Source organism: Corallococcus sp. bb12-1, assembly GCF_026626765.1.
Lineage (GTDB): Bacteria > Myxococcota > Myxococcia > Myxococcales > Myxococcaceae > Corallococcus > Corallococcus terminator.
In genome coordinates this window covers 185,394-197,695 of sequence record NZ_JAPNJZ010000036.1, presented here as the reverse complement: position 1 = coordinate 197,695, position 12,302 = coordinate 185,394, and the positions used below count along the sequence as shown (strand labels likewise).

At 63.4% G+C, this 12,302-nt stretch carries 9 protein-coding genes and 1 pseudogene; 5 read left to right on the top strand and 5 right to left on the bottom strand.

From position 1 onward, the window contains the following. Positions 1 to 351 precede the first annotated feature (351 nt). A pseudogene (locus tag OV208_RS40535) lies at positions 352 to 656 on the bottom strand (DDE-type integrase/transposase/recombinase); the annotation flags it as partial. 54 nt (positions 657 to 710) lie between these two features. Here OV208_RS40535 and OV208_RS40530 point away from each other — a divergent pair. The 3 genes from OV208_RS40530 to OV208_RS40520 are packed head-to-tail and all read left to right on the top strand — an operon-like array spanning position 711 to position 5,591. Next, positions 711 to 2,117, top strand: coding sequence for a hypothetical protein (locus OV208_RS40530; protein ID WP_267579337.1), 1,407 nt, complete (start codon positions 711 to 713; stop codon positions 2,115 to 2,117). Next, positions 2,107 to 4,254 (top strand): hypothetical protein, encoded by a 2,148-nt coding sequence (locus OV208_RS40525; protein WP_267579336.1) that lies wholly within the window; start codon positions 2,107 to 2,109, stop codon positions 4,252 to 4,254. Before OV208_RS40530 ends, OV208_RS40525 begins: the two co-directional genes overlap by 11 nt. Then, positions 4,251 to 5,591 (top strand): hypothetical protein, encoded by a 1,341-nt coding sequence (locus OV208_RS40520; protein WP_267579335.1) that lies wholly within the window; start codon positions 4,251 to 4,253, stop codon positions 5,589 to 5,591. Before OV208_RS40525 ends, OV208_RS40520 begins: the two co-directional genes overlap by 4 nt. 300 nt (positions 5,592 to 5,891) lie before the next feature. On the opposite strand, the gene OV208_RS40515 is transcribed toward OV208_RS40520, so the two are convergent. From OV208_RS40515 to hutH, 4 genes are all read right to left on the bottom strand, one after another. Then, complete coding sequence (locus OV208_RS40515) at positions 5,892 to 6,596, bottom strand: hypothetical protein (RefSeq protein WP_267579334.1); 705 nt, start codon at positions 6,594 to 6,596, stop codon at positions 5,892 to 5,894. Beyond that, positions 6,593 to 7,402, bottom strand: a complete 810-nt coding sequence (locus tag OV208_RS40510) for a DUF4276 family protein (protein ID WP_267579333.1) — start codon at positions 7,400 to 7,402, stop codon at positions 6,593 to 6,595. Before OV208_RS40510 ends, OV208_RS40515 begins: the two co-directional genes overlap by 4 nt. A gap of 653 nt (positions 7,403 to 8,055) precedes the next feature. Beyond that, complete coding sequence (locus OV208_RS40505; RefSeq protein WP_267579342.1) at positions 8,056 to 8,673, bottom strand: DUF4145 domain-containing protein; 618 nt, start codon at positions 8,671 to 8,673, stop codon at positions 8,056 to 8,058. Positions 8,674 to 8,927: 254 nt separating this feature from the next. Continuing rightward, positions 8,928 to 10,454, bottom strand: coding sequence for a histidine ammonia-lyase (gene hutH, locus OV208_RS40500; protein WP_267579332.1), 1,527 nt, complete (start codon positions 10,452 to 10,454; stop codon positions 8,928 to 8,930). A 144-nt stretch (positions 10,455 to 10,598) separates the two neighbouring features. Here hutH and OV208_RS40495 point away from each other — a divergent pair, with 144 nt between their 5' ends. Then, on the top strand, positions 10,599 to 11,876 hold the full coding sequence (locus OV208_RS40495; RefSeq protein WP_120544862.1) for an aspartate kinase: 1,278 nt from the start codon (positions 10,599 to 10,601) through the stop codon (positions 11,874 to 11,876). Positions 11,877 to 11,908: 32 nt separating this feature from the next. Next, a complete protein-coding gene (locus OV208_RS40490; RefSeq protein WP_267579331.1) occupies positions 11,909 to 12,295 on the top strand; it encodes a ComEA family DNA-binding protein in 387 nt (128 codons plus the stop codon). Positions 12,296 to 12,302 lie beyond the last annotated feature (7 nt).

Genomic DNA, 12,302 nt, shown 5'->3' with positions numbered 1-12,302 from the left:
CCCAATATAATTCAGCTTTTCAGATTTTTGTCACAATGGAACGATTCCACGGAGAGTTCGCTTTGCGGGAGGTCCAACCTTTCCGCGACCCAATGTTTTCGTGGTGTTCCTGAGCCCTGCTCACTCGTCTGGCCGGGCTGAAACGCCTTTTTGACGCTGGAGGTCACAGGTCCTCAGCTCCTTCGACGCCTGGCCGGGACGCGCCCCAGCGTGCCTTCACCACGGGTAGGACGCCGACGTGCTCCAGGAACTGGACGCGGAGTTCGAGGGGGCTCCAGAGGGCACCTACGCGCTCTGCGATCCGCGAGGCTTGTCGGGCACTGGTGGCGCGTTCGGGCAAGACGCTGGTGGAGGTGGCGCGTGCCCGGTAAGCGCCATGTTGAGCGCGGCGAGGACCCGGTGCCGGTTGATGCGTTCGCTCATGCTTCCAGCCCACGGCGCGGCGGCTGAAGAGGTCGAGCACGACGGCCATGTAGACCCCCTTCGGCGGTCCACACGGAGGTGATGTCGCTCGCCCAGGTGCGGAATCCCGCATGGACGCGGGGACTGCCGTAGGTGCCGCGGCTCTCCCGAGGCACGGTCGCCACCCCCACGGTCAGCTCGCGGTCGCCCTTCTTGTGCTGTGACTCGGGTCTCTTCGCCCAGGCGCGGCAGCCGAAGTCAGACGTGTGTCCTTTGCTTCATCGCCGGAACCCTCACCGGCGGTGCGTATGCGAGTGAAGCGAGGCTGGGTCGTGTGGTTGTGGTTGCTGCTTCCAGCACCCTCCTGGGCTGACAACGAATTGCCGCCGGAGCACATGGAAGAGGGCTCGCCTCCGGATGAGGGAGTGCCACCACCTGTGCTGGAAACGGAATCCGGGGACGTGCTCCAGGTGCGGCGGTGGCATTTCCTCACCCGTCTGGAGGCCACGACGCTGATGTTGCTGCCGCGTCATGGCACGGGTCGGGATGAGGGCTTCTTGCAATTGGAGCCCACCCTGGTGGTGGACGGTGGTGAGGATTTCGGCCTCAACCTGGGCGCTCCGGTGCGTCTGAGCCTGTGGGGCGGAAGCGTGGGGGCGGGCCGGGTTCGCGCGGAGGATTGGGATTCGTTGTCGGACTGGGGGCAGGTGGTGCGACTCCTCTCGCTGGGCAGCGACGCATCCCCGGTGGCGCTGTGGGCAGGCTCCCTGGATTGCTACAGCTTGCTGTCCGGGCACCTGGTGCGGCGTTATTCCAATCGCACCCATCCGGACTATCACCCAGCCGGAGCTGTGCTGACGGGAACCCTGGGGCCCCTGTACACCGAGGCATTTGTCTCCGATGTGTTGGGGGCCCGATTGATGGGGGCCGAGGTCGCGTTGGACGTGCAGCACGTCCTCGTCGGCCAGTCCGCGCAGCCGGGCCGCTACACGCTGTCCTTCTCGGCGGTGCACGAGGGGGCGCGGCTTGGGAGCACGGCACGGCTTGCGACGTTGGCGCATGTGGATGCCTCGGCGGTGGTGGTGGTGCGACGGGGGCGCGACAGCGGCTTCGAGGCGCAGGTGTTCGCCGGGTGGGGAGGAGTCCCCGGAGCGGGTGGTGCGTGGGGAGCGGTGGCGGGCCTGGGCGCGGACGCGGTGTCACCGACGTTCGACTTGCAGGCCCGACTGGAGGGGCGCCTACAGCGCGGAGGCTTCCGGCAGGGGTACTTCGGTCCGGACTACGAACTGGCGCGCTTCCAGGTGGCGGGAGCCTCTGGAGAGGCGCTGGCGGAGGCGGTCTTCCCCAACGGCGCCTCCGCGTTCGGCGAGGTGATTGTGAGCTGGGACGCGGTGCACCTGGGGGAGTTGTTGCAGCGGCACCTGCGCCTCTCCCTCTCCGCCGAGGCCTTCACCTGGGGGCGAGTGGACGCGGATGTGCGGATGGCCGTGCAGCTCGTCCACCGGACCGTGGAGGTGGCGTTGCGAGGAATGGCGGTGGGCCTGCGCCAGCCGGGGACGCGCTACCTCGCCTCGGGAGAAGGGCGTTGGCGCTTCCTCGGGGGCAGGGTGTACGCGCTGGGCCAGGGCGGCACGCTGCTAACCCCGACACCGGAGGGGAAGCTTCGCCCGGGGGCCTTCATCGCGGTCGGGATGGGGGTGGATCATGTGCGCTGAAGTCCTGTCGCGAGCGTGGGGGCTGCTGTCCCTGGCCCTCCTCCTCACCACCGGCTGCGTCACGCTGCCGCCCCGGACGGGGGTGGATTCATGGGCCCATGGGCCGCGTCCCACGCAGGTGTTGTGGAACACGGCGGGAGGTGTCGCCGAGCAAGCGCCGTCGTTGGTGGAGCCTGGATCCTCCGAGCGGCTGGGCCGCCGACGGGGGCCGAAGCGCGAGCAGGGCTCGAACATCGGTGGCACGAGCCCGGAGGAGACCGCCGGAGAAGAGGCGTTCACCTGCGGAGGCCAGGAGCGGCCATCCGGCTGGCCCGACCTGTCCTCCAGTCAGGAGGTGCTCGCCCCATTCCTGGCCTGCGCCTCGCCTGCGGAGTTCGTGGCGATGCAGCAAGGGGTGGACATGCCCCGGCTGGTGGAGTCGCTGAAGGACTGGGATGCGGTCCGGCTGGGGGCTCTTGGTCCGCTGGACGGGGAAGCGTCCAAGGTCCTCAATGGCAAACGCGCGGGCTTCCTCGTCACCGCGACGGAGAAGTACGGCGTCCCCCTGGCGGAGGTGTTCGCCCTCTTCCTCGTCCACGCCGCCTTCGACGACGAGCTGCGCGAGGTGCTCCAGCGTCTGGCCCGCGACAAGCAGCTCGGTGAGACGCTGGGAAGCATGCCCACGGTCCGCGAGGAGTTGCAGCGTCGGGGGCTGAAGCTGTCGGACTTCCCGGAGCGGACCGAGCAGTTCGGAGATGTCCTGCGGGGGTTGGGCCGCGCGGGCCGCGACGCGCTCGTCACCATCCCTGTCGTCGCCGAGCCTCTGTACACGGAGTTCAGCGCGAAGCGAGGGCACCTGCCGCCCCCGTATCAGGAGGCCCTGGACGCGGTGGAGAGGGCGCTGGTGCTGGAGCGCTTCACGCCGGGAAATATGGCATTGGGGACTTTCGACCACCTGACGTTCGGAGTGCCGATGGGCTTCTTCCATCTGGTGGCGGGAGCGGGGCAGGGGGCGCAGTCATTGGCGCAGGGAAGGTACGAACAGGCGACCCGGGAGCTGGCGCCCGCCGCGCTGATGGTGGCGCTGTATGCAAGGGGGACGGGGACGCGACTCCTGCCAGAGGCGCTGTCCGCGGAGGGATTGAAGCGGGGGCTGGGTCGGCTGCAATCGCAGTTGGGAGTCGAGGCTGCTCGCGACCTCTTCCGATACCTCCAGGCGGGTCGTGAGAATGCCCTGTTCGCGGCCCAGTCCGGAGAGGCCGGGCTGCTGGCGCTGTACGAGGCGAAGGGCAGTGCGGCGAAAGCGCAGGCGCTGCTGGCGGAGGCGAGTCGCGAGCGGCCAGGCCCTCAAGCGGGGAGGAGCGGAGGGGCGAAGGAAGCGAGCACGGTCGCCGCGCGGGTGCACGAAGCAGCGGGCTTCGAGCGGGAAGCGGTGGAGGCCCGCTGGACGCAGTGGGAGCAGGAGGCGCCGGGAAGGCGCCTGACCTCCGACGTGCGGGAGCTGGAGAAGCAGCGTCCGTCGTTGGAGGCACCGCAACCGGGCGCCGAAGCTCATTCGCGCTGGGGTGACTACGTCGGGTACTTCGAGCGGCGGGTCGCGGAACTCAAGCAGGGTGCGCAGGCGAAGGGGCCCCTGACCTGGAGGGACTACCACCGGCTGCGCGGGTCCTTCGCCAAGGGGATGGAATTCGAGCGAGCCATGGTGGTCAAGCTGCGGAGGGATGCGGCGCTACCACGGGGACAACGCAAGTGGCTCCAGGGCTTCAACCAGCCCCGCATCGAAACGCATGTGGGCGTGGCGAAGGCGGATCTCCGCTTCGCGGATGTGCTCGTCATCGAGATGGAGCCCACCGTGGGCCAGCCGCCCCGCGTGGAGACGTTCAGCTTCAAGAGCAGGGACCTTCGGGCGCTGGAGACGAATGGGCTGGAGGCGCAGTTGAAGGCGGACGCGAGCGCTGCGCTGCGGTATTACGGTGAGACGTTGAACATCCGTCGGCGCACTCTCCAGTCCGAAGTCGATGGACTGGAGGTCCAGGTTCAACGGGTCCGTCTCATCTATGAGGGCGGCGCGGTCTATGGCGAAAAATTCAATAAATTGAACGCAGCCGCGGAACGCGTTCGGATGCATGTCAAGGAAGTGGAGATTTCCTTCGAATGAAAGTCCTGGATCCATACGAGTCGAATGCGGAAGATCGACTCCAGTTCTCGTTTCGGGGAACTTTTGATCCGCTTGAGAAGGCTGAGCGCGAACTCGAAGTCTTCCTCCAGGCGCTGGAGGCGTCCGCAGGTTCGTGGATGCCGAATGTCATTCATGGCAAGCGCAAGCGGAGATACAGCCGCTCCAATTTCTGGAAGACATTCGTGGAGGCAAGCGACGAGGTTGGCGTAACCCTCGGCCTGTATCGCACGACGTGGCCGGCGTTGGACATGACGTTGAGTACCTGGCTCTCGCCGAACTCTCCCGTGTTGGACGTTCAGTTCATGCTGCAACCCCTATCGGTCTTTGCGGAGGAGGCGCGGTGTCGTGACTTCATCGACATGGTTCGTGCATGGGCTTCCCGGTATCCCGTGACCTACGCTGTGGCGCACAGTCACGCGGACGAACAGTTGTCCAGCGCCCCCAATTTTGGCCGCGATATGCGGATCACCATTCAGGATCGTTTCGACAAAATCCATGGAGTCTATTGGCTCAACGTCTTTGGGCCTGCGTTGGTGGAATCCGTGGGGCGCGAGCGGATGCTGTCCACCCCCGCTCACCTTGTGGAGGAACTCCCAGGCGGCGGCATCCTCCTGGTGACGTGGCCGACCGCCACGGACTTCGCCAGTGAGGAGTCACGTCAGGCCCAGGCTCGGGCACTGGCGCACCTCCGACCAGATCTCGACGTCGACACCGTGTTGATTGCCTTGCGAGACCGCAGCGCCACCCTGGCCGTCGTGGAGCCACGCTTCCACCCGGATTTGGAACCGCTGCTTTCGCGTGTAGCGGGCGCGTGCATCATCAGCGAGCGCCAGCGGAAGATCGCTGAGTTCAACGCCAGCCCACCACCCGAGCCGGAAGAGTGGCTGCCCGGGGATGCCGCCTTTCCTGTGGACGTGCATGATCCGGCCGACGCCCGTGATCACTACGCGACTCTCGCCGAGCACCTCGTGGCGATCCTGCACACCGAGGTGCCATCGGTCTTCAAAACGACCCCCGAATCGTTGACGGACGTCGACTTCCACCTCTGGTACCGGAACTTTCCGGAGACTTTCGAGCGGTGGAAAATCGACGAGCAACTCATGCCCGCCGTGGGCGCGTACCTGGGCGAGGTCCTGGTCCAGCGACTGGGCGGCCAGTGGATACCGCGGAAGAAGCTGGAGGAAGCGCAGGTCCGCGTGGGCAACCGTGTATGGCTTCCATTCGTTCGTGCCCAGCGATACCTGGATTCCCGGCATTCGCTGTTGGACTACTCACTGACTCAGCTCTACCGGGAGGTCGAGCGACACCGCCCGTAATGGAGGGCCGTGCATTCGACTGCTTTGAATCGTTCAGGCACGTTGTCGGCCGGACGGTTACGTCGCGGGCGTGTGCCAAGCGGTCGCAGATGTCGGGGTCTGCGTGGTGTGCCTGCCCACCTACAACCCCGACTGGAATCCCATCGAGTGGTGGGTGGGCGGACCTGAAGCGTCAGTTCCGAAAGCTCGCACCTCGCGCTCTTGAGGATTTTGCCAGTACGGTGAGGCAACTCCGCTTGCGAGGATCGCGGCGTGGTTCCGCCACTGCTTCTCCTTCCTTCAGTGTAGCTGCTCTCTGCGTTAGAACCACCACCGGGGCAGAATATCCGGAGCACTTGCGTGCTGCTCGGCTGACTCAGCTTGAGGAGCCCATACTCGAAGAACCAGCCAGATGTCGCGAAGGCTTTGGTGTGCTTCAAGTACGTCAAGCGATTTGTCAGCCGCAGCGAGTTCGTCGATCTCTGTTTCGGCGGAATCGCAGAGTTGCTTTATGTTTTGAATAATAGCAAGACGTGCGCTTGATGATGTTGCGGTGGAAAATGAGTCGTAGATGTAGCAAAATATTTTAACGAAGAGAGGGCGAATAGGGAACTGTTGATCTGGGGCGGTGATTTCTTTGATGTATCCCCACCAAGTGATGCCACTCTGTGCAAGGTCGCGACCGAGCGAGGCGGATGTGTGGCATGCAAAAGCAAAAACAGTGCGATTTCCTAGTGCTGCTGTGTCGGATTTGTTTAAGGCGATTTTGCCGTGCTGGGCGCTGAGGTAGTCTGGTTTTCCGTGAGACATGGCGAATAGTGGATCCGGATATTTATTGAGCGCGGTCACTAGTGCGGAGCGTATGGCGTTATTTGCAAGTAGGCAGTGGTCTTGTGGAGGGATAACTGGCGTGGCATTCCCTGTGTGGGTATTTAGACATGCGATGCTCTTTGTGACTTGAAGATCTTGTGCCACAGCGAGATTTGCACTAGTTGCGTCGTCATATGCAGGGACAAAAATAATCAAGTATCAGTCTTTCGGATAGCTTTGCGCATTAGGAAGTCGCGCGAAACACGGAGAAGATCGATGGCGTAGCGCATGCCGATTTCAGTGCCTGATTCGATGTGATGACGAAGTTCGGTTGCGGTGTAGGCTCCTGTTGAGGTGTGCCAGACTACGGTGTCTGATGGAACAATTTCACTTATTAGGCCTGAGAGCACGTCGCGATTGATGCTGCGTCCAACGCTGTTGATAATGGAGGGCTTCTCTATTTGCAGGAGTTTCCCCATTCCTACGAGAAACGTGCGCATTGAGGGAGACATAGCGGCTGCGTGCTCAATGTTGATTTGGCGCATGAAGTCCCATGCGTCCGGTGGGCCGAACAGACTGCGTGCGAGTTTGCGCGGATGCGGTATTGCTTCCGGGAGAGGTACGTGACTGAGGATTAGGCGCGCTTCGTCGGAACGTGCATGTGTTAGGGCCGTAGTCTTGTCTGCGAACAGCCATGCCTCAATTTCAGGTACGGCGCAGAACACGTCGACCGCAGGATGCCCCATCTGCTGGCGAGCCCTTTCTGCGGCATCGGCCACACCCGTCTCATCAAGATCAATCAGTACTGCGTAGCGGATTCTTTGCTTGGTGGAGGTGCTTTTAATCAGTGATGCGATGTTCTTCTTGCCGCCCATCGGGATGATGTGAAGCTGCTTATGTGGGTAGTCGGCAGCATCAAGAAGCCAGTTGACGATTTTGACGTCGGTAGGCCCCTCGACAAAAAGCAAGAGCTTGTCCATGAACATGAGGGACAGCTTCTGCTGGTACAGGAAAATCTTCAAGCCTCCTGGCCACTGCAAATAGCAGTTGAGCTGTAACTATCAGACCAGCGAGGTGACAGAACGTTCGATGGTGGACGGATATCTTGGGTGATGGCTGGGTACGCGAGGCAGCGAGGAGTTACGGGGGGGGGGGGGGGGGCTCGCTCGTAGTCGTTTCCCCTCGTACGGCAGCAATTCTCGGATGCGCGCGTTCGGGTGCATTGGGACGCGCAGCAGTGCATCGGCGAGGTGCTCCTCGAGATTGTGCCGCTAGTTTCGCGGGTGGCAACGTGGGTGTAGCGTCCAGCGAGATTATCCCCCTGCGGTTTCGTGGCTGGCGAAGAGGATGTTTTCCCTGCTCCATCGCCGCTTTGCTCAACATGCTCTGGTTATTGGTGTTGTCCTGGGACAGGCTTTGCCGCCATGTTCGATTCATCTGGCCGAGTGGTGCTTGGGAGACCTCGACTCCTCGCTCACCGCTTTTTTGCGGTTAGTTTGTCATGGAGATCCTTTACTCGGCCTTCCTTTCGTAAAAATAACTTATCTTTGCATTGTTTAACTGGGATGTTAGGTCGAAACTGCGGCAGTAGGGGATGGAATGTGCGGCAGGTGGTTTCTTGCTGAGTGCACTGTCCCTGGAATTCGCTCCATCGCTGACTTCTGGCACGGCAATGTTAGGTGTGTTTTGGGCGGCCTTTTCGTTTTACCATCTCTTTGCGTAGTTTGGTGAGGCGCTTCGTTCGTTGTTCGAAGATTTCAATTATCACGTGTTCAAGAAGTTCAATGCCGTCTAGCAGCGCCGTTTTTGTTAGTCCGCCTTCGTGGCTGCCTATATTCCCTAGCCACTTGATAGCCATGAGAGACTCACCTAGTTCGGGTTGCTTGAACATGAATAGCTCAATGCGTCGGTGCAACCTTAGTGGAACAAGGTCGCCTTTCTTGCTTCGTTGAGACCGAGGTATTTTGAGGTGGGTGAGTAGTAGTTCTACGCAGGTTCGAATACGATTGGCGCAAGAGGATGGGTCATTCCAGATTAGAGAGGAGCAATAGATGAGTTCCTGTTGAATGGACTCCGGCAACGATCTTGGCCAGCGGAAGAGCGGTGTTGCTGGGTAGAAAAAGTATGGATCGTAAACATGGGGATAGTATTCGTCTCCGCTTTCATCGCGCCTGAGCTCCCGTGTGACATTGCCTCCCACGATGACCGATTCTCTGCAGATGTATTGGTTGCATATCAAATGACAAGAAAATCGGCCTTGGTACCAGTCTGGCTCCCAGATTTCAGAGTTCATCTCTTCATCGATGCGCGATTGCGCTGTTTGTTCCTCTCGGAAGGATTCTGGATCCGGCTTGAGTATGCCTGAAGTGCATCGGGGGCATAGCCAGGGGGGGGCAGCGTCTTGGTAAAAAGTGGTTGTCCAGAGAGAGCGGTCAAATGCCATGGTGGTTGTCTTGTCAGTGTGGCGGGGATTTCAAGAGTAGCTAGCAGTTGATTCGCTTATGCTACGCTGTTGTTAGCGTTCTTGTAGACAGCCTATTGGGGCTTTTATGCTGTGGCCGAACGCACTGCCTCACGAAGCACCCCAGACTCCACCAGCGCAGTGACCGCAGTGATGTCGTGGTGCAGCTCGCGATCCCGGTCCATGTGCGGAACCTTGCTGCGCACCAGCTCATACGCCGCCAGCACGCCCTTGCCGGGCTTCACCGGCTGACGGAAGTCCAGCGCCTGCGCCGCGACCAGAACCTCAATCGCCAGACACGACCGCGTGAACTCCGAAACCTGCCGCCCCTTGAGCGCAGCCGTCATCCCCATGGACACATGGTCCTCACGGCCCGCGGACGACGGAATCGAATCCACGGACGCCGGGTGGCTCAGGATCCGCGACTCCGCCACCAGCGCGGCCGCCGTCACCTGCGCAATCATGAACCCTGAGTTGAGCCCACTGTTCTTCGCCAGGAACGCGGGCAACCCAGACAGGGACGGGTTCACCATCTGCTCCACGCGCCGCTCGCTGATGCTGGACAGCTGCGTGAGCGCCATCGCCATCACGTCCATCGCCAGGGAGATGGGCTGCCCGTGGAAGTTGCCTCCGGAGATGATGTTCTCCGTGTCCGCGAACACCAGCGGGTTGTCCGTCCCGCTGTTCACCTCCACCTCCAGGATGCGCCGTGCGAAGGAGATGCCCTCGCGCGCCGAGCCGTGCACCTGCGGGATGCATCGGAGGCTGTAGGGATCCTGCACCTTGCTGCAGTTGACGTGCGTCTCCACCAGCTCGCTGCCCTTGAGAATCCGGCGCAGGTGGTCCGCCACCGCCTTCTGTCCCGCGTGCGGACGCACCGCGTGGATCTCCGGCAGGAACGGCTTGTGGCTTCCCAGCAGGCCCTCCACCGTCATCGCTCCCGCGATGTCCGCCACGTCCGCGAGCATCTCCGCTCGCAACTGCAACAACGTCCCCACCGCGCACATCGCCTGCGTGCCGTTGATCAGCGTCAGGCCTTCCTTCGCCTCCAACACCACCGGCTTCAGGCCCGCCTTCTCCAACGCCTGCTTCGACGGCATCCGCACGCCCTCGAAGAATGCCTCACCCTCGCCAATCAACACCAACGCCAGATGCGCCAGCGGGGCCAGGTCTCCGGATGCGCCCACGCTGCCGCGCTCGGGGACCACCGGCACCACGTCCCGGTTCAGCATGTCGATGGCCAGACCCAGCGTCTCCATCCGGATGCCGGAGAAGCCCTTCGCCAGCACGTTGCACCGCAGCAGCAACAACACCCGGGCCTCCGGCAGCGGCAGCGGGTGACCCACGCCGCACGCGTGCGACAGGATGAGGTTGCGCTGCAGGTCCCGCAGGTCCTTCCGGTCGATGCGCACCTCCGCCAGCGTGCCGAACCCCGTGTTGATGCCGTACGACGGCGTGTCGCCGGCGGCAACCCGGTCCACCAGGGTGCGCGAGGCCTGCACCCGCTTCTCGGCGTCAGGCGACAGCTCGACGGTGACTTCGTGGCGGGAGACCTGGAGGATCTCCTCCAGCTTCAGGGTGTCACCATCGATGAGGAGGCGGGGGCGGGACATGTCAGGGTGCTCCGGAGTGGCGGCTTGAAGTCGGTTTCGCCAGGAACGCTAGCGGAAACGCGGCAGGGTGGCAGAGGCCCTTTACACCCGGGGCCCGGGGCCCATATAGCCCGTGCCCGTCCGTGCAGGGAGGTCGTGAGCCCCTTGGCCCTTATCGTCCAGAAGTACGGCGGCACCTCGGTGGGTGACACCGAGCGCATGAAGAACGTTGCCCGACGCTGCCTCGCCGCCCAGAAGGCCGGCCATGACGTCGTCGTCGTCGTCTCCGCCATGTCCGGCGAGACGAACCGACTGCTCAAACTCGTCGCCCAGATCACCGACCGGCCGAACGAGCGCGAACAGGACGTCATCGTCGCCACCGGGGAACAGGTCTCCATCGGCCTCGTGGCGCTCGCCATCCAGGCGCAGGGCGGGGAGGCCGTGAGCTTCCTCGGCCACCAGGTGCGCATCGTCACCGACAGCACCTTCTCCAAGGCCCGCATCAAGAGCATCGATGCCCAGCCCATCCGCGCCGCGCTCGCGAAGAAACAGATTGTCGTCGTCGCTGGCTTCCAGGGCGTGGACGAGACGGGCAGCGTGACCACGTTGGGCCGCGGCGGCTCCGACACCACGGGCGTCGCGCTGGCCGCGGCGCTCAACGCGGATGCCTGTGAGATCTACACGGACGTCGATGGGGTCTACACCACCGACCCCAACATCTGCCCGGCCGCTCGCAAGCTGGACCGCATCACGTACGAAGAGATGCTGGAGCTGGCGAGCCTGGGCGCCAAGGTGTTGCAGATCCGCTCGGTCGAATTCGCCATGAAGTACAAGGTGCCCCTCTGGGTGAAGTCTTCCTTCACCGAGGATCCCGGCACGCTCGTCTGCGAGGAGGACGCATCCATGGAGGACGTGCTGGTTCGAGGTGTCGCCTACGACAGGAACGAGGCGAAGATCACCGTGGTGGGCGTGCCGGATCAGCCGGGCGCCGCGGCGAAGCTCTTCGGGGCGCTCGACGCGAAGCACATCGTGGTGGACCTCATCGTGCAGAACCTGTCGCGCGACGGCCGCACCGACGTCACCTTCACCGTGGCCAAGTCCGACTTCGCCAAGGCCCATGAGGTCGTGAAGCTCGCGGCCCAGGAAGTGGGCGCCACCGGCGTCGAGGTGGACGACACCATCGCCAAGGTGTCCATCGTCGGCGTGGGCATGCGCAACCACTCGGGCGTCGCGGCCCGGATGTTCCAGACGCTCTCCCAGGAGGGCATCAACATCCAGCTCATCTCCACCTCCGAGATCAAGACCTCGTGTGTCATCCACACGAAGTACACGGAGCTCGCCGTGCGCGCGCTGCACACGGCCTTCGGGCTGGATGCGCCGCCCGCCGTGACGGAGACCCCCACCGTGTCCGAGAACGACGCTCTCCACGGGCAGAAGGCCTGAGGCGGCCGGGGCGCACGTCCGCGCTCGCGGTGGTGTCGCTGGGCCTGCTCGCCCTGGGCTTCGTCGCCCGGGCACGCTGGCCGGACGCGAAGCCCTCGCTCGACTGCCCTCCGGAGGCCGTGCGGTTGGACCCGGCTGGCCTCGCCACGTGCGGGCCGGGGACCGTGCCCACGGGGGCCCGGGCGCTCGCGCTGGGGCTCAAGCTGGATCTGAATTCCGCGTCGGAAGCGGAGCTGGCCCTGTTGCCCGGGGTGGGGCGTGACCTCGCCCGACGGCTGGTGATGGCCCGCGAGGAGCAGGGGCGGTTCACGAACTGGGATGACGTGGACGCGGTGCCCGGCGTGGGTGACGCCAAGTTGCAGACCCTCCGGGCGGCCACGGTGCTGGAGTCGGCGGCGGCCAATGGGAGCGTGTGGTAAGCACAGC

Excerpts from the sequence above, each read along its gene's own strand:
- OV208_RS40530 (WP_267579337.1), top strand. The coding sequence starts at position 711 with ATGCGAGTGAAGCGAGGCTGGGTCGTGTGGTTGTGGTTGCTGCTTCCA.
- OV208_RS40525 (WP_267579336.1), top strand. The coding sequence starts at position 2,107 with ATGTGCGCTGAAGTCCTGTCGCGAGCGTGGGGGCTGCTGTCCCTGGCC.
- OV208_RS40520 (WP_267579335.1), top strand. The coding sequence starts at position 4,251 with ATGAAAGTCCTGGATCCATACGAGTCGAATGCGGAAGATCGACTCCAG.
- OV208_RS40505 (WP_267579342.1), bottom strand. The coding sequence starts at position 8,673 with ATGAACTCTGAAATCTGGGAGCCAGACTGGTACCAAGGCCGATTTTCT.
- hutH (WP_267579332.1), bottom strand. The coding sequence starts at position 10,454 with ATGTCCCGCCCCCGCCTCCTCATCGATGGTGACACCCTGAAGCTGGAG.